At 73.5% G+C, this 21,498-nt stretch carries 13 protein-coding genes; 3 read left to right on the forward strand and 10 right to left on the reverse strand.

The window, feature by feature from the left end; genetic code table 11:
• Positions 1–27: 27 nt before the first annotated feature.
• From Q0795_RS15090 to Q0795_RS15120, 7 genes are all read right to left on the reverse strand, one after another.
• Positions 28–1,191 carry a DNA polymerase III subunit delta' gene (locus Q0795_RS15090; RefSeq protein WP_298891000.1) on the reverse strand — a complete coding sequence of 388 codons (1,164 nt, stop codon included), beginning with the start codon at positions 1,189–1,191 and terminating at the stop codon, positions 28–30.
• Complete coding sequence (gene tmk / locus Q0795_RS15095; RefSeq protein ID WP_298891002.1) at positions 1,188–1,853, reverse strand: dTMP kinase; 666 nt, start codon at positions 1,851–1,853, stop codon at positions 1,188–1,190. The genes Q0795_RS15090 and tmk overlap by 4 nt, the downstream gene beginning before the upstream one ends.
• 117 nt (positions 1,854–1,970) lie before the next feature.
• Entirely contained in the window at positions 1,971–2,615 is a 645-nt protein-coding gene (locus tag Q0795_RS15100) for a hypothetical protein (RefSeq protein ID WP_298891005.1), read from the reverse strand.
• A 115-nt stretch (positions 2,616–2,730) separates the two neighbouring features.
• Entirely contained in the window at positions 2,731–3,495 is a 765-nt protein-coding gene (locus tag Q0795_RS15105) for a MerR family transcriptional regulator (protein WP_298891025.1), read from the reverse strand.
• A 43-nt stretch (positions 3,496–3,538) separates the two neighbouring features.
• Positions 3,539–4,048 carry an Lrp/AsnC family transcriptional regulator gene (locus Q0795_RS15110; RefSeq protein WP_298891007.1) on the reverse strand — a complete coding sequence of 170 codons (510 nt, stop codon included), beginning with the start codon at positions 4,046–4,048 and terminating at the stop codon, positions 3,539–3,541.
• Between the two features lie 82 nt (positions 4,049–4,130).
• Positions 4,131–9,416 (reverse strand): cell wall-binding repeat-containing protein, encoded by a 5,286-nt coding sequence (locus Q0795_RS15115; protein ID WP_298891009.1) that lies wholly within the window; start codon positions 9,414–9,416, stop codon positions 4,131–4,133.
• Between the two features lie 99 nt (positions 9,417–9,515).
• On the reverse strand, positions 9,516–10,061 hold the full coding sequence (locus tag Q0795_RS15120; RefSeq protein WP_298891010.1) for a winged helix-turn-helix domain-containing protein: 546 nt from the start codon (positions 10,059–10,061) through the stop codon (positions 9,516–9,518).
• A gap of 146 nt (positions 10,062–10,207) precedes the next feature.
• On the opposite strand from Q0795_RS15120, the gene Q0795_RS15125 reads away from it, so the two are divergent.
• Positions 10,208–11,410 carry a PLP-dependent aspartate aminotransferase family protein gene (locus Q0795_RS15125; protein WP_298891013.1) on the forward strand — a complete coding sequence of 401 codons (1,203 nt, stop codon included), beginning with the start codon at positions 10,208–10,210 and terminating at the stop codon, positions 11,408–11,410.
• Between the two features lie 13 nt (positions 11,411–11,423).
• On the opposite strand, the gene topA is transcribed toward Q0795_RS15125, so the two are convergent.
• Complete coding sequence (gene topA, locus Q0795_RS15130) at positions 11,424–14,150, reverse strand: type I DNA topoisomerase (RefSeq protein WP_298891015.1); 2,727 nt, start codon at positions 14,148–14,150, stop codon at positions 11,424–11,426.
• Between the two features lie 104 nt (positions 14,151–14,254).
• Between topA and Q0795_RS15135 the strand changes: the two genes are divergently transcribed.
• The gene (locus tag Q0795_RS15135) at positions 14,255–15,055 is read left to right on the forward strand and encodes a hypothetical protein (RefSeq protein WP_298891017.1); all 801 of its coding nucleotides are present in this window, start codon (positions 14,255–14,257) and stop codon (positions 15,053–15,055) included.
• A gap of 63 nt (positions 15,056–15,118) precedes the next feature.
• Here Q0795_RS15135 and Q0795_RS15140 read toward each other — a convergent pair whose 3' ends face one another.
• Both Q0795_RS15140 and Q0795_RS15145 read right to left on the reverse strand, forming a co-directional pair.
• On the reverse strand, positions 15,119–16,555 hold the full coding sequence (locus Q0795_RS15140; protein ID WP_298891020.1) for a methyltransferase: 1,437 nt from the start codon (positions 16,553–16,555) through the stop codon (positions 15,119–15,121).
• Between the two features lie 65 nt (positions 16,556–16,620).
• Positions 16,621–18,936: a sodium-translocating pyrophosphatase gene (locus tag Q0795_RS15145; protein ID WP_298891022.1), complete on the reverse strand. Its 2,316-nt coding sequence runs from the start codon at positions 18,934–18,936 to the stop codon at positions 16,621–16,623.
• 165 nt (positions 18,937–19,101) lie between these two features.
• Between Q0795_RS15145 and Q0795_RS15150 the strand changes: the two genes are divergently transcribed.
• Positions 19,102–21,420 carry a DEAD/DEAH box helicase gene (locus Q0795_RS15150; RefSeq protein ID WP_298891024.1) on the forward strand — a complete coding sequence of 773 codons (2,319 nt, stop codon included), beginning with the start codon at positions 19,102–19,104 and terminating at the stop codon, positions 21,418–21,420.
• The last annotated feature ends 78 nt before the right edge of the window (positions 21,421–21,498 follow it).

Raw genomic sequence — 21,498 nt, forward strand, 5'->3', positions numbered from 1 at the left:
CGTGGTGTGTCCCTTTTCCGTCTGGTCTCACCCCCGGGGCAAGAGCAACCCAATCATCATGGCCTCCAGGACCAGCAGCGGCGCGCCGTTGGCGATGAGCCGCTGGCGCGCCTCGCCGATCGTCTCCAGCGCCCCGAGCAGGCCCTCTGGTGTGAAGGAACGCGCGAGCCGCTCGATCTGCTCCGGCTCGCTGGCGTTGATCCGGTCCACGGACGCACCGGTCGCCACGAGCAGCGCGTCGCGGTAGACCGAGGCGAGGTCGGTCAACGCCGCGTCGATGCTGTCGTGCTGCTGCCGCTTCGCCTCGGCCTTGAGCCGGTCGTCGAGGCGGCGCAGGTGGGCGCGCACCGAGGGCGGCTGGGTGCGCGCCGAGGCGTCTGCGCCCAGCTGTTCGAGCAGCTCGCGCCGCTGTTCCTCGGCATGGTCCGCCGAGGTGGCCTTGGCCCCCTCCCCGGCCTCGTCGACGAGGTCCTGCGCCGCCCGCAGGGCGTCCCCCAGGGAGCCCAGCGTGAGGGGGATGCCGGTGATCTCCCGGCGGCGGGCCCGCGCGTGCTCGTCGGTCGCCAGGCGTCGGGCGATGCCGATGTGGCTCTGGGCCGCCCGCGCGGCGTAGTGCGCCATCGCCGGGTCGATGCCGTCGCGCTCGATGAGCAGGTCGGCCACCGCGCCCGCGGACGGGGTGCCCAGCCGCACGTGCCGGCAGCGCGAGCGGATCGTCACCAGGACGTCCTCCAGGGAGGGGGCGCACAGCATCCACACGGTCCGGGCCGTCGGCTCCTCCAGCGACTTGAGCAGCGTGTTGGCCGAGTAGTCGTTGAGCCGGTCGGCGTCCTCGACCACCATGACCCGCCACCGACCCAGGCTGGGCCGGGCCTGCGCCTCCAGCACCAGCGCGCGCGCCTCGTCGACCTTGATGAAGGTCTGCTCGGTGTCGACGATGCGCACGTCCGGGTGGCTTCCGGCCATGACCATCCGGCACGGCTGGCACCGCCCGCACCCCACCTGCTCGGGACCCCCGGCCTGCTCCTCGCACTGGAGGGCGGCCGCGAAGGTGCGCGCCGCGACCGACCGGCCCGATCCCGGGGGGCCGGTGAACAGCCAGGCGTGCGTCATGGACGCCGGGTCGCCGGAGGCGCGCCGCAGGGTCTGGACGACCCGCGGCTGGCCCACGAGCTGGCTGAAGACGCTCACCGCGCCCCCTCCAGCAGCGGGGCGAGGCGCTCGCGCACCTGCTCGGCCAACCGGCCGGCGTCCTCGTGCGCATCGAGGACGAGATAGCGCTCCGGAGCGCGGGCGGCGAGGTCGAGGAAGCCCTGACGGACCCGGTCGTGGAAGTCGTCGGCCTCGCGCTCCAGCCGGTCGTGGACCCGGCCGCGGCGGGCTCGGCCCCGCTCGGCGCTGACGTCGAGGAGCACGGTCAGGTCGGGCAGCAACCCCTGCGTCGCCCACAGCGATAGCTCGCGCACCTCCTCGTGGCCCAGGGCCCTCGCTGCTCCCTGGTAGGCGACCGAGGAGTCGAGGTAGCGGTCGGTGATGACGACCTCGCCGCGCTCCAGGGCCGGGCGGACGACGGTCGCGACGTGGTGGGCCCGGTCGGCCGCGAAGATCAGCGCCTCCGCACGCGGCGACACCGACCCGTCCTCGCCGTGCAGCACCAGCTCGCGCAGGGTGCGCCCCAGCGCCGTGCCACCGGGCTCGCGGGTGTGGAGCACGGCATACCCCTGCGCCTCGAGCCACTGCCCCAGCCGGGCGGACTGCGTCGACTTCCCAGCCCCGTCGCCACCCTCGACGGCGATGAACAGACCCCGCCCACGACCGCGTCCGGTGGCGCTGGGCGGGGTCGGCTCGGTCACGTGAGCAGCCTACGGGACCGGTATGACGTGCCCACCGTCGTCCACAGCGCACCGCGCCCGCGCTAGGCGCTGGCGCTCCGTCGGCCAGAGGTGCCCGGCCGCCTCGCCCGCTGGGATCTACTCGTCGCCTCCTGAGGTGCCCGCCGTGCTCGTGGCCCCGTCTCCGGGTGGAACCGGCGCCTGGGTCTGGCCGCCGCCGTCCTGCGTCGTCGGCGTGGACGTCTGCGTGGCGTCGTCCGCGACGGCGCCCCCGCCGTCACCGGACAGGACGCTCACCATCGACGCCAGCGCAGCCACACCGATGACCATGCCCGCGACCCCCAGGACGACCGTGCCTCGCGCCCTGGTCAACTTCTCCACGAGCACCGAGGCGGCCTTGACCGTCTCTGCCCCGAGGCTCCGGCGGCTCATCGTGCTGCCGTGGATCTCCACCTCGGCCGCGGATCGGTCCTCCGTGGGCTTCTTCAGCACTGCGCGGGTCTCGATGACGGCCAGCACACCAGCGGCGATGATGGCCAGGCTGGCCACCCACAGTGCGAGCAGGACGATGAGGACGGTAGCCCGCTGGGCGAAGGAGCCGTCGACCCAGCTGGAGTCCTTGACGACCCCGGCCGCCTCGGTCAGCTCGATCCGGGCCGCCGCGCGCGTGAAGATCCAGGTCGAGACGACGGCGGCGATGACCCCGGCCGTGGCGGCCACCCCGGCCACGTCACCGCTCCACTCTCCAGGAACCACGGAGACCTTCGACGTGTCCTCGGACATGGCAGCTCCTTTGCTCACCCACCGGTCACGTCCGGCGCGTGCGACGCATTGTCCCGCCGGGCACGCGCACCGCACAAGAGGTCGCCGGCCACCCGTCGGGGGCCGGCGACCCACCTCACCCGCGGGCGGAGTTGGCGACGACCGCGTCGTGGACGTACTGCGCCAGCCCCGGGGCGATCTCCTCGTAGGAGGCGGTGAACCGGGGGTCGGTGACGTACATCTGCGCGATCGCGGCGTGCATCTCCCGCGGGCAGTCGTAGAACCAGCGGCAGATCTGCTGGCGGGCCTCCTCGGCGAGCGCCGTGCCCACCTCCGAGCCGGCCTCGTGACCGGCCTGCATCGCCGCGACGAAGCGCGCGTTGAGGTCGTCCTGCTCGTCCTTGACCTGCTGCCACTGCTCGACGGAGTACCCCTGGGTGCGCCGCGCCGACTGCTGCCACGCGTCGGTGTCGCCCCAGCGCTGCTCCGCCTCGGTCGCGTAGTCGTCGTCGAATCCGTCGCCGAAGATCTGCCTCAGCTCGGCAGGGCTGACCTGGTTGCCACTCATCTCGTCCTCCAGTGCTGCGTCGATCAACCGGGTCAGCTCCTGCAGCTGCCCGATGCGGTCCGTGACGCTCGCCCGCTGCCGCCGCAGGTGCGCCGTGACGTCGGCGTCCTGCTGCAGCAGCTCGGCGATCTCCTCCAGCCCGAACCCGAGCCGGCGGTAGACGACGACGTGCTGGAGCCGGGTGAGGTCGCCCGCGGTGTAGAGCCGGTACCCGGCGAGGCTCCGCCCACCCGGCACCACCAGCCCGATCCCGTCGTAGTGGTGCAGCGTGCGGATGCTCACGCCGACCTCGGCGGCCACCTGGCCGACCGTCCACGTCTCCTGCGCCGTCATCTGCGTCACGTGCCCCAGCGTGCAGCCTCACGGAGCGTGAGGGTCAAGCCTCTTCTGCCGGGGCCTCGTCGGCAGCCGTCATGGTGCCGTGCCCGCGCAGCGACTCGAAGATGAGGCTGGTCTCGGCGTGCAGGACCCCGGGCCGGTTGGTGAGGTGGTCGAGGACGAAGTCGCGCAGGGCGTCCGCGCTCGGGACCGCCACGTGCACGTAGTAGTCGATGGCCCCGGAGACGTGGAAGGCCCCCAGCACCCCGGGCAGCTGCGGCACCTCGCGGGTGAACTCCTCGAAGTTCGCGCGCCGGTGCCCGCCGAAGCGGATGGCGATCATCGCCTCCACCGGTCTCCCCACCGCCACCGGGTCGATGTCGGCATGGATACCGCGCACGACACCGCGCTCGCGCAGCGAGCGCACCCGGACCAGACAGGTGGACTCGGCGACGCGGACCTCCCGGGCCAGCATCGCGTTGGACATCCGCCCGTCCAGCTCGAGGAGGCGCACCAGCGCCTGGTCGGTGTCGTCGAGCGGCTTGTCGTCACGAGGATTCTTCGGCACGAGGTCAGCGTATGCCGTCCGCCGCGCAGATGCGGCAGCCCGACCGGGCGGGGGCCAGGTCGGGCTGCCGGTCCGGTGGTCCCTACTCCAGGGTCCGCAGCTGCTCCAGGACGTCGTCGGCGACGGCGCCGTCACCACCGAGGACGCTGACGAGGGCCGGCTGGAGCCGCTCGAGCGTCGTCCAGGTCGACGGGGGCACCGAGTCCTGGCGGACCAGGAGCATCGGCGCGTCCACGGCGCCGGCGGTCGCCGCCCCGGCCAACGCGTCCGGCCAGTTCTGCCCCGAGGCGATGAACACCTGGGCGCGGGTCTCGTCCGCCCCCGCCAGCAGGGCGGCCGTGGCATACCGGTCCGGACCGGCCACCCGCGTGACCTCGCCCCACTCCTCCAGCATGGTCTCGACCTCGTCGTCGACGACCCCCTCACCACCGAGCAGCACGATCTCGTCCACACCGAGGTCGGTGAGCGCCGCCGCCGTGGCGGCCGGCACCGCGTCGGGCCGCACGAGCAGCACCGGCGCGTCGGAGCGACCCGCCCGGGCCGCGCCGGCCAACGCGTCGGGGTAGTCCCGGCCGGTGGCGACGTAGGCCGTGTCCGCCGTGCCGAACTCGGCCGCGACGAGCGCTGCCGTGGCGTACCGGTCCTCCCCCGCGAGACGGCGTGCGTCCACCCGGGCGGACTCCTCGATCGCCTCGACGACGGCGTCCTCGATCGCGCCGTCACCGCCGAGGACGACGACCTCCTGCGGGTCGAGCCGTTCCAGCTCGCCGGCGGTCGCCGCCGGGAGCCGGTCGGACGTGGTGAGGAGCACCGGCGCACCGATGCTGCCGGCCCGCGCGGCTGCCGCCAGGGCGTCCGGGTAGTCGACGCCGGTGGCGACGAAGACCGCCTCCACCCCCGGGGCGAAGGTCCGCGACAGCAGGACGGCGGTGCCGTAGCGGTCCTCCCCCGCGATCCGCTCGACCTCGGGGTTGACCGGCCCGGGCGGCGTGCCGCAGTCCTCGTGGAGCAGGGCGAAGTCCTGCTCCACGACCTCACCGCGTCTCGGGCTGACCGTGGCGCTGTCGCTGAGGTGCGCCGCGGCGGAGGCGAGCAGCTCCAGGTCACCGACCCGGGTGTCGATCCACCGGGCGTAGAGGCCGTCCGCGTCGGTCACCATGCGCCAGCGCGGCTGGTCGGCCCGCTCGGGGGTCGCGTCCACGACGGCCCCGCCGAGCGGGTCCGTGGCGCCCTCGCAGTCCTCGCCCTGGACGAGACCGGTCAGCTTGCCCCAGGTCGCCGGCGGTTGAACCGTCATCGTCACCTCCGCGGTGGGGTCGCTCCCGGCCACGCCGCCGGTGGCGCGGACGCCTGCGGTGTAGGCACCGGGCTGGGCCACGTCTCCGTCGGTCGTCACCTGGACGGTCACCGACTCGCCCGGCTCGAGGGTGAGCTCGGTCTGGGAGAGCGAGAGCCACGGCACGTCCACCCCGGCGTCCGAGCACTCGTCGAACCCGGGCAGCAGCTCGACCACGTCGACGGCGGTCCCACCGTCGGACCCCCCCACCTTGACGAAGCCGCAGGCCCCCGCTCCCCGGTAGCTGGGCACGTTGGCGTTCGGCAGGTCGACCCACGTGTCGGCCGCCGGGTCGTAGCCGAAGGTCTCGTTGGACAGGTCGCCCTGCTGCACGCCGCCGCTGACGACCAGCTGACCGTCGGCCGCGGCGTAGGCCGCCGCCCAGTGGTCGTTCGGCGCGTCCGCGACCGGGGACCACGTGTCGCCCACCGGGTCGTAGGCGTAGGTGGCCGCCGAGCTGGCGCCCGTGCCGGGGTCGACGCCACCGGAGCAGAAGAGCTGGCCCTCCGCACCACCGCACGAGGTGAAGGCGGTCCCCTCCGGGTAGTCCGCCACCTCCTCCCAGGAGTCGGTCCCCGGGTCGTAGGCCGTGACGGCGGGGGAGGCGGGCGCACAGTCGCCGGTGGTGCACCCGCCGACCGTGTAGAACCGTCCGTCCAGGACCCCCTGACCAGCGGCCGAGACCACGGACGGGTTGTCCGCCACCTGGGTCCAGGCGTCGGCCTCCGCGTCGTAGACGAAGGTGGCACCGGTCGTCGTGCCGGTGTCGTCCCACCCGCCGGACACCACGATCTGCCCACCGACGACGCCGGCCGCCGGCGCGTTGACCCTCATCGGCAGCGGCGCCACCTCAACCCACTCCATCGCGGCGTTGTCGTAGCGGTAGACGGCGTCCGTCGGCTCGGAGCCGTCGCTGCCGCCCACGACGTACCACTGGCCGTCGAGGGCCACGACCCGGTGGTCCATGATCCCGGTCGGGTAGGGCGTGAGCTCCGTCCACGGCTCCTCCTGGGGAGCGCGGGGCGACGGGGAGGCCTGCCCCGCCCCGGGCGCCGCGCCGAAGGAGGCCGCGACGTCGGCGGTCCGCACCGGCGCCCCCTCGGCAGCCCGGGCGTCGGCGGCGGAGTGACGGGAGCCGTCGGCGCGCAGGATGGTCATGTCACCGCCCACCTCCCGCAGCTCCACCTGTGCGGTGCCGGTGCCCTCGTTGCTCACCGTGAGGTCGCGGGTCTGCGCCTCACCGAGACTGACGTCGGTCTTGATCGACCCCGGGTCCACCGTGAGGACGCCACCCTCCAGCGTGAAGTCGGCGCGGACCGCGCCCTCGTCGGGCACGCCCACGTCCTGCCGCGCCGGGCTGTAGCTGCGGGCGGTCGCCTCGAAGGGGTGCGTGCCGGCCAGCGAGCTGAACAGCCAGTAGAAGCCGTCGTCCTGCCCCTCGTCCGCCGGGGTGTCCTTGCTCATGCCGGAGTCGCCGGAGTCCAGGTTGGCCACCGTCGCGCCGCTGACCGGGTCGCCGTCGACACCGGAGGAGACGGCGCCCACGACGTACCCGCCCGCACCGACCGGGTCGCACGACATGCTGCCGAGCAGCACGTCGTCCACCTGCCACCAGAGGGTCCAGTTGGCGTCGTAGAAGTGCCAGCGCACCTGCACCTGACTCTGCCCGGCCGCCATCGGCAGGGGCACCGTGTCCCTGACCTCGATCTGCTCACCCGTGTAGGTCTTCACCGTGGTCCAGGTGTCGCCGCCGTCGATGCTGACGTCGAGGTCGGCGGTGTCACCGAGCTCGACGTAGAAGTGGTTGAAGGCGACGACGGGGGTGGTCTGCCCCGTGAGGTCCACGACCGGGGAGACCAGGGAGGTGTCCTGGCTGCCGTCCGGGCCGTAGAAGTCGCTGTTGACGTCGGCGAAGCCGCCCTCGCCGCCGGTGAGGTTCCCCATCCCGCCCGGGTCGTCGAAGGTCCACACCTGGCCGTTGTCGAGGTTGTCCTCCACGGTCCACCCGTCCGGCAGCTCGAGGGTGTCGAAGGACTCGGTCAACCCGGTGGAGCTGGCGGCGTACCCGTTCGCGACGCAGGTGAGGACATCGACCAGCATGCTGACGTCCAGCGTCTCGTCCCCCTCGAGCGACACCTCCTCGGAGACGACCGTGTAGCCGGGGTACTGCGCCTCGACCCGCACCACGACCGGGGTGTCCAGCGGGACGTCCAGGGCGTAGCTCCCGTCGAGCGGGTCGGTGAACGTCGTCAGCGCCGTGCCCCCGACGGAGACCTTGGCGTAGAGCGGGTAGCCCTGGCCGGAGCCGTCGCTGACGGTCCCGCTCAGGGTGCCCGTCGGCGCCTGGTCGAGAGCGAAGTCCTGCACCACCGTGCCGTCCACGGGCACGGTCACCTCCGCGCTCTCGGAGACCCAGCCGAAGCTCGAGGCGGTCAGCGCGTAGTCGCCGGCGCTCACCAGGGCGCGGTACCTGCCCTCCGCGTCGGTCGTGAGCTCACGCTCCAGCGGGCCGTCCAGGCTCACCTGCGCACGGCCCAGCGGGTCGCCGGAGGCGGCGTCGGTCACGGTGCCCTCGACGAACCCGGTGTCGCCGCGGGGGGCGGCCTCCACCAGCGCGAGCGCGTCCAGGCGTCCCTCGCCGAAGACGTTGTTGTCCTCGTCGGTGCCACCGCACTGGTCGTCCGGGGCGTCGACGGCGGTGCCGTCCAGCAGGTCCTTCGTCGCCTCGAGGTCGCCGACGAGCAGCGGCGCGCTCGACCACAGCAACGCGATCGAGCCGGCCACGTGCGGCGAGGCCATCGAGGTCCCGGAGAACGCGGCGTAGTCGTTGCCGGGCACCGAGGAGCGCACGGCGGTGCCGGGTGCCGACACGTTGGGCTTGGTCTCCCCGTCCTGGCCCGCGCCGCGGCTGGAGCTGTCGTTGATCTGATGGGCGGCGTCGTAGTTGCCGACCGAGTAGTTGACGACCAGGCTCCCCGGCGACCCCGAGGACTCACACCCCGGACCGATGTTGCCGTTGGCCCAGACCCCGAACTGGCCGGCTGCCGCCCAGGCGAGCGACACGTCCTCCATGAACGGGTCGTTGGACGGTATGCCGGAGCCCCAGGAGTTGTTGATGACGTGCGGCCGCTGGGCGGGGTCGGGGTCGCTGCCGTCGACCCGGGTCGGCGCGAGCATCCACTCCCCGCTGGTGATGAGCGCGTCGTCGGAGGGGCAGCAGCCGTTGGCGGCGATCCACCGGGCGCCCGGGGCGACGCCGACCTGGTTGTCGCCACCGTCGTCGCCGACCATGGTGCCGGTGACGTGGGTGCCGTGGGCGTCGACGTCGACCGGCTCCTCGGGAGAGACCCCGGCCGCGTCGAACCAGTGGTAGTCGTGGTCGAAGGTGCCGTCGCCGTTGTTCCCGCGGTACTGCTCCACCAGCGCGGGGTGGTCGTACTGCACGCCGGTGTCGATGGTCGCGACGACGATGCCCTCGCCGGTGACGCCGAACTCGCTCCAGACGTCGTCCGCGTTGATGTCGGCGATCCCCCACTCCACCGCTGCCGGACCGACCGCCGTGGGTTCCACCGGACGCACCTCGGGCACGTCGTAGGTGCGGGTCGGGTAGATCCCCTCGACCTCTGCGCGCCCCGCCAGGGCCAGCGCGAGGTCCTCCGACCCGGCGGTCACGTGCACCGCGTTGGTGATCCAGTGCGTCTCGTAGGTGGCCCCCTCGGCGTCCAGCTTGGCGCGCACCCCCGCCTGGCTGGCGGTCGCGGTGCTGGTGAGCGCGTCGTACACCCCCTGGCCGCGAGCGGCCCAGTCCCGCACCCCCGCGAACTGCGTGAGGTCGGGGCGCTCCTCCAGCCGCACCCAGAAGTCGGTCCTCCCCTGCGTCTCGAGCTCCTCCTGCACCGCCTGCTCGATCTTGGCCTCGGCGTCCGGCGCCGGTGCCGCGAGCGCAGGCGCCGTCGTCGTCGCCCCCGCCAGCACCACCCCCAGCATGCTGATCCCCGCGACTGCCCTGCGCCATACCCCTGCCTGAACCATGTCGGCCTCCCAGCGCGTCCTGCCTCGATCGGATGACCTGACGGTAGGCAGCACCAGGGCGGGCCACAACGACCGGCGTGGGGCAATCGTCGGGCAGTGTCAGCCGCCGGCGGACGCACCCGTCGGCGCGGTGACGGTCAGGGTGCGGGCCTGGAAGCCGCAGCCCCGGACGGTCTCGACCGTCAGCGGGAGGCGGGCCCCGCCCAGCTTGCGCCGCAGGCGCTTGATGACCGAGCGGACCTGCTCGCCGTCCCCCACGAAGGACGTCCCCCACACGTCGCGCGAGAGCTCCAGGATCGACCACGCGTGCCCCTGGTCGGAGACCAGGAGAGCGAGGACGTCGTACTCCAGGGGGGTCAGGCGCACCGCGCGGCCCCCGGCGGCCACCGTCCGCGCCTCGGGGTCGAGGACGACGTCCGGGCGGGGCGCCCCCTCCACCTGCCGGCAGCCCAGCTCCGCAGCACCCGAGCCGAGCAGGGTGGCGGCGTGCTGCCTGCTGGTCGCGAGGACGACGCACACCCCGTCGGGAAGTCGGGCGAGGAGGCGCTCGCGCTCGGCCCGGGTGGCCGCGATGACGAGCACCATGGACCGACCGGCGTCGGGACCAGGGACCGGCCGCACGTCCCCGATGTGAGTCACCCCCATGGCCGAACCTTAGTGGCACCCGGGCCCGGTGTCACGACCTGCGGGTCGATGAGGACCTGGACGCATATTATGTCTGCACATAGCCGTTTAACCGCCGATCCTGTGGCATTCTTGACTGTTGCCCGCAGTTTCCCCATCATGAGGGTATGCCGCTGCCTCGCCCCGACCTCGACACCCGCGCCGTCCACGCCGGTCGCGCCGACCTCACCGCGCTCGGGGTGCACGTGCCCCCGATCGACCTGTCCAGCACCTACCCGCTGCCGGACGTCGAGACCGGTGGGGAGGCCTACGACCAGATGGCCGGAGGCGGGGCCCGTCTGGACGGTCAGTCCGCGGTCTACCAGCGGTTGTGGAGCCCGGGGGTCGCGCGCTTCGAGGAGGCCTTGGCCGAGCTCGAGGGCGGCGAGGCCGGGGTGGCCTTCGCCTCCGGGATGGCGGCGCTGAGCGCCGTGCTCCTGGCGTGCACCGGCGCCGGCACCCCCCACGTCGTCGCGGTGCGTCCGCTCTACGGCGGCTCGGACCACCTGCTGGCCACCGGGATGCTCGGCACCCGGGTGACCTGGACCGACCCCGAGGGGGTCGCCGCAGCGATCGAGGCGGACACCGGGCTCGTCGTCGTCGAGACCCCGGCCAACCCCACCCTGGACCTGGTCGACCTGCGGGAGGTGGTCGCCGCCGCCGGCGACGTGCCCGTGCTCGTGGACAACACCTTCGCCACCCCGGTCCTGCAGCGGCCGCTGGAGCTGGGCGCGAGCATCGTCCTGCACTCGGTCACCAAGTTCCTCGCCGGGCACGGCGACGTCCTCGCCGGTGCGGTGGTGACCTCGGAGGCGTGGGCCCGACGGATCCGGCCGGTACGCGCCGTCACCGGCGCCGTCCTGCACCCGCTGTCGGCCTACCTCGCGCACCGCGGCCTGCAGACGTTGCCGCTGCGGGTGCGCGCCCAGCAGGAGGGTGCCCAGGTGGTGGCCCAGTGGCTGCGCGGCCATCCCGCGGTGCGGGAGGTCTTCTACCCCGGGGCGGACGGCGACCCGCGCCGCCTCATCGGCCGCCAGATGGCCGGCCCCGGCGCCGTCCTGGCGCTGGACCTCGGCAGCTACGAGGCCGCCGCGGCCGTGGCGCAGGGTTGCCGGCTCATCACGCACGCCGTCTCCCTCGGCGGCGTGGACTCCCTCGTCCAGCACCCCGCCGCCCTCACCCACCGCCCTGTCGCGGCCGAGGCGCGGCCGGGCGCCGGCATACTCCGGCTGTCCGTGGGCCTCGAGGCTCCCGAGGACCTCATCGACGACCTCGAGCAGGCGCTCGCCGCGCTGGTCCCCGACGAGCGCCCCGTGACCACGTCGGTCTGAGGCGCGGGACGGCTCAGGACTTCTTCGTCGACGCCCGGCCGGTGGAGCCCTTCTTCGCCGGGGCCTTGCGCGTGGTCTTCGCCCTCGTCGCCGGCTTCTTGCGGGTGGTCGGCCCCTTGGACCGCTTCTCCGCGATGAGCTCGAAGGCCCGCTCCTCGGTCAGCGTCTCGGGGTCGTCCCCACGGCGCAGGGTCGCGTTGGTCTCCCCGTCGGTGACGTAGGGCCCGAACCGGCCGTCCTTGGCGACGACCTTGCGGCCCGACACCGGGTCCTCGCCGAACTCGGCCAGCGGCGGCTTGGCCGCCCCGCGCCCCCGCTGCTTGGGCTGGGCGTAGATCGCCAGCGCCTCCTCGAGGGTGATGTCGAAGATCTGCGCCTCGGTCTCCAGGGAGCGGCTGTCGGTGCCCTTCTTGAGGTAGGGCCCGTACCGGCCGTTCTGCGCGGTGATGTCCACGCCCTCGGCGTCCTGGCCGACGACCCGCGGCAGCGAGAGCAACCGCAGCGCCGTGTCCAGCTCGATCGTGGCGAGGTCCATGTCGGCGAAGAGCGAGCCGGTGCGCGGCTTGGCCTTGGCCTTCTTCTTCGCGCCCTTGGCCTCGCCGTCCTCGTCCTCGACGACCTCGGTGACGTAGGGGCCGTAGCGGCCGTTCTTGGCGACGATCTCCCGGCCGGTCTCGGGGTCGGTGCCGAGCACCCGCCCGTCGTCGGCGGCGGCCGCGAGCAGCTCCTCGGCCTTGGCCGCGGTCATCTCGTCCGGGGCGATCTCGTCGGGCACGGTCGCGCGACGCGGGGTCTCGCCCTCCTCGCCGGGCAGCTCGACGTAGGGCCCGTAGCGACCGACCCGCACCACCGTGCCGTCGCCGGTCGTCACCGCGGACACGGCGCGGGCGTCGATGTCGCCGAGGTCGGCGACGAGGTCGCGCAGCCCCTGGGTCGAGGTCGCCTGGTCGCCGAAGTAGAAGCGCTGCAACCAGGCGACCCGCTGCTCCTCGCCGTTCGCGATCTTGTCGAGGTCGCTCTCCATCGACGCCGTGAAGTCGTAGTCGACCAGCCGCGGGAAGTGCTGCTCGAGCAGCTGGGTCACCGCGAAGGCCAGCCAGGTCGGCACCAGGGCCGAGCCGCGGCTGTGGACGTAGCCGCGGTCCTGGATGGTGCCGACGGTCGCCGCGTAGGTCGAGGGCCGGCCGATGCCACGCTCCTCCAGCGCCTTGACCAGCGTCGCCTCGGTGTAGCGGGCCGGCGGGCTGGTCTGGTGGCCCTGCGCGTCCGCCCGCAGCGTCTCCAGCGCGACGCCCTCGCTCAGCTTGGGCAACCGCATACCCATGGCGCTGTCGTCGCCGTAGCGGCTCTCGTCGCGGCCCTCCTCGTAGGCGGCGAGGAAGCCGCGGAAGGTGATGACGGTGCCGGAGGCGGAGAACTGCGCGCTGGAGTATGCGGTGCCCCCGGCCCGGGTGCCCTCGGGCAGGGTCGCGGTGAGCTTGACGCTGGCGGTCGACCCCTTCGCATCGGCCATCTGGGAGGCGATGGTCCGCTTCCAGATGAGCTCGTAGAGAGCGTACTCCCCGCCGCGGATCTCGCCGGCCACCTGCGCCGGGGTGCGGAAGGTGTCGCCGGCGGGGCGGATGGCCTCGTGCGCCTCCTGGGCGTTCTTGCTCTTCTTGCCGTAGACGCGCGGGCTCTCGGGCACGAAGTCGGCCCCGTACATGTCGCGCGCCTGGCTGCGGGCGGCGCTCACGGCCCCGCTCGACAGGTTGGTCGAGTCGGTGCGCATGTAGGTGATGTAGCCGTTCTCGTAGAGCCGCTGCGCGGTGCGCATGGTGCTCTGGCTGTTCATCCGCAGCTTGCGCGAGGCCTCCTGCTGCAGGGTGGAGGTGGTGAAGGGGGCCGAGGGACGGCGGGTGTAGGGCTTCTCCGAGACCTCCCGCACGACGACATCGGCCTCGCGGGTGCCGGCGGCTATCGCCTCCGCCGCAGCGGCGTCCAGCTGCACGGCGTTCGTGGTCTTCAACGTGCCGTCGTCGGCGAAGTCTCGACCGCTGGCGACCTTGGACCCGTCGATCCCGGTGAGCTTGGCCTCGAAGCCCTGGCCGCTGTTGCCGCCGGGGGCGAACTCCCCCTCGACGTCCCAGTAGGACGCGACCCTGAAGGCCATCCGCTCCCGCTCGCGCTCCACCACCAGCCGGGTCGCGACCGACTGCACGCGTCCGGCCGACAGCCCCTGCTTGACCTTGCGCCACAGCACGGGCGACACCTCGTAGCCGAACAGCCGGTCGAGGATGCGGCGGCTCTCCTGGGCGTCGACGAGGTGGGTGTCCAGCTCGCGGGTGTCGTTGACGGCGCGCTGGATGGCCTCCTTGGTGATCTCGTGGAAGACCATGCGACGCACCGGCACCTTGGGCTTGAGGACCTCGAGCAGGTGCCAGGCGATCGCCTCCCCCTCGCGGTCCTCGTCGGTCGCGAGGTAGAGCTCGTCGGCGTCCTTGAGCGCCCGCTTGAGCTCGGTGACCTTCTTCTTCTTGTCCGCGTCGACCACGTAGTAGGGCTCGAAGCCGTCGTCGACGGCGATCGCGAACTTGCCGTAGGGCCCCTTCTTCATGTCGGCGGGCAGCTCGGAGGGGTTCGGCAGGTCCCGGATGTGCCCGACGCTCGCGTCGACCCGGAAGTCCTTGCCGAGGTACTCGCCGATCTTCTGCGCCTTCGCCGGGGACTCGACGATGACCAGCTTGGTGCCAGGTGCCACAGGATCTCCTTCGCCCCGCGTGCCGCGGATTCGTCGCGACCTCCGACACGGGACCTCGGGCGTCACCGTAGCCCATCATGAGGGGCGGGCTACGCTGGCTCCCTATGGCGGCGAAGCGTGCGACCTCGACCAGCGGCAGGCAGCGGCGGTCCGGCCCCGCCCCGGCCCGGAGCGCGAGGTCGGCCGTCGTCCTCCTGGCCCTGGGGGCGGTGCTGCTCGCGGGCTGCGACGACGACCCCGGCGGGGGCGAGGACGACCCCGCCTCCGGCGGTGGGCAGACGGCCACCCCGACGGAGGGTGGCGGTGACGCCGGGGGTGGCGACGACGGGGGTGGTGACGACGGTGAGGCCGGCGGCACCGAGGACGCGCCCGCGGGGGAGGCGGCTCCCCCGCCCACCGCGCCGGCCGACATCGAGCCCGAGCGGGGCGAGCGCAGCGTGTCCGAGGACGGCTCGACCATCACCGTCCAGGGGGACCGGGCGGCCTTCGTGACCCCGACCGGCAACCTCGCGTGCGTGCTCAACGGCCCGAGCGCCTCCTGCCAGCTGCTCGACATGGCCTACTCGCCCAACCCCGACCACCTGGTCGACAACGGGGTCGGCGGGTGCGCCGTCGACGCGGCCGACACCATGGTGCTCACCGATGCCGGGGGCGTCTGGACGTGCCCGCCGGAGACGCTCACGAGCACCGCCGCGGCCACCGAGGGCGGCTGGTGGGCCGAGGCGGCGGGCGCCCCGACGACCGGCGTCGAGGACACCGACGCGGCCGTCCTGGAGTACGGCCTCACCCTGCGCGTCGGGGACACGACCTGCCTGTCCAGCGAGGACGGCGTCACCTGCCGCAGCGGCGACCTGGGCCGGCAGTTCTTCATCTCCCGCAACGCCTACCGCTTCGGCGCCAGCTGACCGACGCCCGCTGGACGCCGCCCGTGCGCGAGTTGATACGCCGCCCGTGCGCGAGTTCTCGCCTCAGCGCAGGAGCCCGTCCTTGACCAGCTCGTGCAGGGTCGGCAGCACGGCCCGCTCGACGTCAGCCGCAGGCTGCTCGGTGAGGACGGCCAGCCCGGCGCACAGCTGACGTGCCGTGAGCTCGCCGTCGCAGGCGCCGACGAGGCCGGCGGCGAGCGTGTCGAGGCGCACCGTGCGGCGCAGCCCCCCGCCCTGCCGGACCTGGATCACCTGCGGGTCGGGGTCCCCGGGCCGGCCGATGCGGTCCTCCGTGACGTCGTCGGCGACCTGCCACGGCGTGTCCAGCAGCCCGGCGTCGCCGTGCTCGGCCAGCCAGGTGCGGGCCTCCAGCCCGGCGAGGACCGCCGGTCCCAGGGGCGAGGCCACCGGTCCCCGGACGTCCATGAGGTCCAGCCACGGCTCGCGCCCGGTGCGCGGTCGGCACACCGTGACGACGCCGAAGCCGAGCCGCTCGATCCCGCGCTCGGCGAAGTCGTCCAGCCACGCGGCATACAGCTCCTCGAAGCCGGCGCTGCCCGGCTGGTGCCCGCCGTCGCGCGTCCACGTCTCGGCGTAGTCCGCGACGTCCTGCTCCTCGCGCTGCACGACCCAGGCGTCCAGGCCGGTGCCCGCGAACCAGGCGCCCACGTGCTCGGTCCAGTCCTCCCCCGCGCGCAGCTCCCAGTTGGCGAGCAGCTGGGCGATCCCCCCGGGGCGCAGGTGCTCGCGCAGCCCCCGCACCAGACCGGCGACGAGGGTGTCGCCCGCCCGGCCCCCGTCGCGGTACTCGTACAGCGGGACGCCGGTGCGCCGCGGCGTGATGACGAAGGGCGGGTTGCTGACGACGAGGTCGAACTCCTCCCCGGCCACCGGCTCCAGCAGGCTGCCGGCCCGCAGCTCGGCCTCCACCCCGTTGAGCGCGAGGGTGAACCGGGCGAACGCCAGGGCCCGCTCGGAGAGGTCGGTCGCGACGAGGTGTGCCGCGTGCCCGGCCAGGTGGAGGACCTGGACCCCGCTGCCCGTGCCGATGTCCAGGGCGCGCTGCACCCGGGGCCGCGGCGCCCAGCTGGCGAGGGTCGACGAGGCCCCACCGATCCCGAGCACGTGGTCGGTCGGCAACGGACCACCGGTCGCCATCTCCGAGCGGTCGGAGACGACCCACCACGACTCCTGCTCGGTGGCGTAGGGCCGCAGGTCGCAGGCCGCCACGAGCGCGCCGTCGGCACGTTCGGCGACCAGGCCCAGCCGCAGCAGGCCGGCGGCGCCGAGCCGGGGCAGGGCTCCGTCGAGGAGCTCACGCCGGACCGCGCTGCCCAGCGCGAAGAGCCGGCACAGCACGGCGACGGGGTCGGAGGACCCCTCGGTGGCACGCAGCGCCGGGAGCGGCTGCTCGCGGTGCAGCGCCGCCACCGCCACCGGCCCGAGCACCTGCGCCAGGGCGTCGACGGTGTAGCCCACCTCACCCAGGTCGACCCGCAGGTCGTCCAGGAGCCTCGGGTCCTCGGCGGAGGGCGGGGGCAGGCTCAGCGTTCGACCGCCGTCGCCGGCACGTCGTCGCTCTCGCCGATAGCGATGTCGCGCCGCTTGGACACGACGACCGCGACGACGATGACGGCCAGGGCCACCAGGGCGATGCCGTAGCGGGCGAGGCCGTTGGCGCCCTCGCCGTAGGTGAGGCCGATGATCGCCGGGGCGATGAGCAGCGCCACGAGGTTCATCACCTTGATGAGCGGGTTGATCGCCGGGCCGGCCGTGTCCTTGAACGGGTCCCCGACGGTGTCGCCGATGATGGTCGCCTCGTGTGCCGCGCTGCCCTTGCCGCCGAAGTTGCCGTCCTCCACGATCTTCTTGGCGTTGTCCCACGCACCGCCGGAGTTGGCCAGGAAGACCGCCATGAGCACGCCGGTGCCGATGGCGCCGGCGAGGTAGCCGGCGAGCGAGCCCACGCCGAGGCCGAAACCGACCGCGATCGGGGCGAAGACAGCCAGCAGGCCGGGGGTGGCGAGCTCGCGCAGCGAGTCGCGGGTGCAGATGTCGACGACCCGGGCGTACTCCGGCTTCTCGGAGTAGTCCATGATCCCGGGCTTCTCGCGGAACTGCCGACGCACCTCGAAGACGATGGCACCGGCCGCGCGGGTCACCGCGTTGATCGCCAGGCCGGAGAAGAGGAAGACGACCGACCCACCGATGAGGATGCCGACGAGGGCGCGCGGGTCGAAGACCAGGAACGACTGCAGCACGTCGCCGCTGGCGTCTCCGGCCGTCTCCAGCGCCTGCAGGATCGCGTCGAGGTAGGACCCGAAGAGGGCGGTGGCGGCGAGCACGGCCGTCGCGATGGCGATGCCCTTGGTGATGGCCTTGGTGGTGTTACCCACGGCGTCCAGCTCGGTGAGGATCTGAGCGGCCTCCCCGTCCACGTCCCCGGACATCTCGGCGATGCCCTGGGCGTTGTCGCTCACCGGACCGAAGGTGTCCATCGCGACGATGACGCCGACCGTGGTGAGCAGCCCGCAGCCCGCGAGGGCGACGTAGAACAGCGACAGGATGAGCGACCCGCCGCCGAGGGTGAAGATGGCGAAGATCGCCGCGGCGATGGTCACCGCGGTGTAGACCGCGGACTCCAGGCCGACGCCGATGCCGGAGAGGATGACCGTGGCCGGCCCGGTGAGCGAGGTGCGCGCCACGTCGTTGGTGGGCTTGGTCTCGGTGCCGGTGAAGTAGCCGGTGAGCCAGAGGATGAAGGCGGCGAGCACGATGCCGATCACCACCGAGGCGGCGCCACCCATGGCCGCGTCGACCTGCTGGCCGCCGCCGTCGCCGGCACCGAGGTCGAAGCCCCCGGTGACCGAGAGCTCGCGGGGCAGGAAGACGAAGGCCGCGATGACCGAGGCGACCGCCGCGATGCCCGCGGAGATGTAGAAGCTGCGGTTGATCGACGCCAGGCCGCTCTCCCCTGCCCGGGCCTTGGTGATGAAGACCCCCACGATGGCGGTGAGCACGCCGATGGCCGGGATGACGAGCGGGAAGACCAGACCGCCGTCCGAGCCGAGCGCCGCGGTGCCGAGGATGAGCGCCGCGACCAGGGTCACGGCATACGACTCGAAGAGGTCGGCCGCCATGCCGGCGCAGTCACCGACGTTGTCGCCCACGTTGTCGGCGATCGTCGCGGCGTTGCGGGGGTCGTCCTCGGGGATGCCGGCCTCGACCTTGCCGACGAGGTCGGCGCCCACGTCGGCGGCCTTGGTGAAGATGCCGCCGCCCACCCGCATGAACATCGCGAGCAGCGCGGCCCCGAAGCCGAAGCCCTCGAGCACCTTGGCCGCGTCACCCTGGTAGATGAGCACGACGACCGCCGCGCCGAGCAGACCCAGCCCGACCGTGGCCATGCCGACCGTGCCGCCGGTGCGGAAGGCGATGCGCATGCCGTCGTCCCGACCGGTGGTCCGCGCGGCCTCCGCGACCCGCATGTTGGCGGCGGTGGCGAGGTTCATGCCCAGCCAGCCGATGGCGGCCGAGAAGCCGGCGCCGAAGAGGAAGGCCACCGAGCGCCCGACCCGGATCATCATGTCGTCGGCAGGCAGCGCCAGGAGCAGCACGAAGGCGACCGCCGCGAAGACCGCGAGGGTCCGGAACTGCCGACCGAGGTAGGCCGAGGCACCCTCCTGGACCGCCCCGCCGATCTCCTGCATGGACTCGGTGCCGGGTGAGGCGGCCAGCACCTCGCGGCGGAACATGAAGCCCATGACGAGGGCGACGAGGGCGATGCACAGCACCACGATGACGATCGAGGTGTCGGCACCCGAGAGCGAGACCTCGCTCGCGGCAGCGACTGGGGACATGTGTGCCTCCTCAGAGGGCCCGCACCGTTGCGGGCGACGACGCGGTGGAACCGCAGGACATCCATCGGACGTGGCCACTGTAGTGATCCGGGGTGCGCGCACCTAACACCTCGTGCCGTGCGGTGCGCACACCTTGTCGGTGCACCGGCGTAGCGTGGTGGCGAGATGGACGACCCGACCCCGCCGGCCTTCGACCCGCAGACCACCCTCGACCGCCTCGCCGCCGGTGCGCGGTCCGGGCGGCTGCGGCACGTGCGGACGGTGCCGGCCCGCCAGGGCAGGAGCGCGCCCTGGCCGGCGTGGTGCGCCGCACCGGTCAAGGCGGCGCTGCTGGGCCAGGGGATCCAGGCGCCGTGGGAGCACCAGGCGCAGGTGGCCGAGCTGGCCCGCTCGGGGCAGCACGTCATCGTGTCGACGGGGACGGCCTCGGGCAAGTCGCTCGGCTACCTCGTCCCGGTGCTCACCGCGCTGAGCGAGGGCACCGGCGCCGTGACCGGTCGCGGGGCCACCGCGCTCTACCTCGCCCCCACCAAGGCGCTCGGCGCCGACCAGGAGGCCAGGGTGCAGGGCCTCGCCGTACCGGGGGTCCGGGTGGCCCGCCTCGACGGGGACACGCCGGTCGAGGAGCGCCGGTGGATCCGCGAGCACGCGCACTACGTCCTCACCAACCCCGACCTGCTGCACCACACCCTGCTGCCCGGTCACGAGCGGTGGGCACCCTTCCTGCGGTCGCTGCGCTACGTCGTCGTCGACGAGTGCCACATCTACCGCGGGGTGTTCGGGGCCCATGTCTCAGCGGTGCTCCGGCGCCTCCTGCGCGTCGCGGCGAGGTATGGCGCGACCCCCACCGTGGTCCTGGCCTCGGCCACCGTGGCCGAGCCAGAACCGCTGGGGCGGGCCCTGCTGGGCCAGGACGTCGTGGCGGTGACCAGCGACGCCTCCCCCCGCCGGGAGACCGTGGTCGCCCTCTGGCAGCCGGACGAGCTCGAGGACGGGCGGCGGCGCAGCACCGTCGGCGAGGCCGCCGACCTGCTCACCGAGCTCGTCGGTGCCGGTGTGCAGACCGTCGCCTTCGCCCGGTCCCGGGCCGGGGTCGAGCAGGTCGCCAGCCGCGCCCGGGACGGGTGCGCCGCACGACCCGGGACCGCGGAGGCCGTGGCGGCCTACCGTGGCGGCTACCTGCCGGAGGAGCGGCGAGCCCTGGAGTCGGCGTTGCGCGAGCGCACGCTGATGGGGCTGGCCGCCACCAGCGCCCTGGAGCTCGGCATCGACATCGCCGGGCTGGACGCCGTGGTCATGGCGGGCTGGCCGGGCACGCGCGCCTCCTTCTGGCAGCAGGCGGGGCGCGCCGGGCGCAGCGGCTCGCCCTCCCTGGCCCTGCTGGTGGCGGCCGACGACCCGCTCGACGCCTACCTCCTGGACCACCCCGAGCTGATCTTCGAGGCACCGGTCGAGTCCTGCGTCCTGGACCCGGAGAACCCCTACGTCCTCGGGCCGCACCTCGCCGCGGCCGCCGCCGAGCTCCCGCTCACCGAGCAGGACGAGCGGTGGTTCGGGACCGGGCTGCGCGCGCTGGCCGAGCAGCTCGTCGTGGGTGGCGTGCTGCGCGCCCGCCCGACGGGCTGGTACTGGGCGCGCCCGGACCGCCCCAGCGACCACGTCGCCCTGCGCGGTGCCGGGCAGACCGTGCAGATCGTCGACAGCCGCAGCGGACGCGTCCTCGGCACGGTCGACGAGGCCCGTGCCCTGACGACGGTGCACGAGGGCGCGGTCTACGTCCACCAGGGCGAGCCCTACGTCGTCACCGCCCTCGACCTCGACGCCTCGGTGGCGCTGGTGGTCCACGGCGACCCCGGCTGGACGACCCGGGCGCGCAGCGAGAGCAGCTTCCGCATCCGCGCCCGGCACACCGAGCAGCAGTGGGGCGCGGCGGCGCTCGCCTCGGGACGGGTCGAGGTGACCACGCAGGTGACCGCCTTCCAGCGGGTGCTCCCCGACGGCAGCGTCATCGGCACGCACCCCCTCGACCTGCCCGCCCGGACGCTCGTCACCCAGGCCGTGTGGTGGACCCTGCCCGCGGAGGAGCTCGCTCTCGCCGGGCTGGCCGAGCAGGACGTGCCAGGGGCGCTGCACGCCGCCGAGCACGCCTCGATCGGCATGCTCCCCCTGCTCGCCACCTGCGACCGTTGGGACATCGGTGGGGTGTCCACGGCGCTGCACCCGGACACTGGTCTGCCGACCGTCATGGTCTACGACGGCTACCCGGGAGGGGCCGGGTTCAGCCACCGGGCCTTCCGGGAGGCCGCCCGGTGGCTGTCCGCGACCCGGGACCTCGTGGAGAGCTGCCGGTGCGCCGACGGCTGCCCGGCCTGCGTCCAGTCGCCCAAGTGCGGCAACGGCAACGAGCCGCTGGACAAGGCCGGCGCGGTCGCCGTGCTGGACCACCTGCTCAGCGAGCGGGACGTCGTCCTCCCCACCGGCTGAGCTCACTGGTGGACTTTGGGGGCAGACAGGAGTAGGTCTCTTGTCTGCACCCCGGGTCCACCGGGTCACTGCCGGGCT

The organism is uncultured Serinicoccus sp. (assembly GCF_947487915.1).
Classification (GTDB): domain Bacteria; phylum Actinomycetota; class Actinomycetes; order Actinomycetales; family Dermatophilaceae; genus Ornithinicoccus.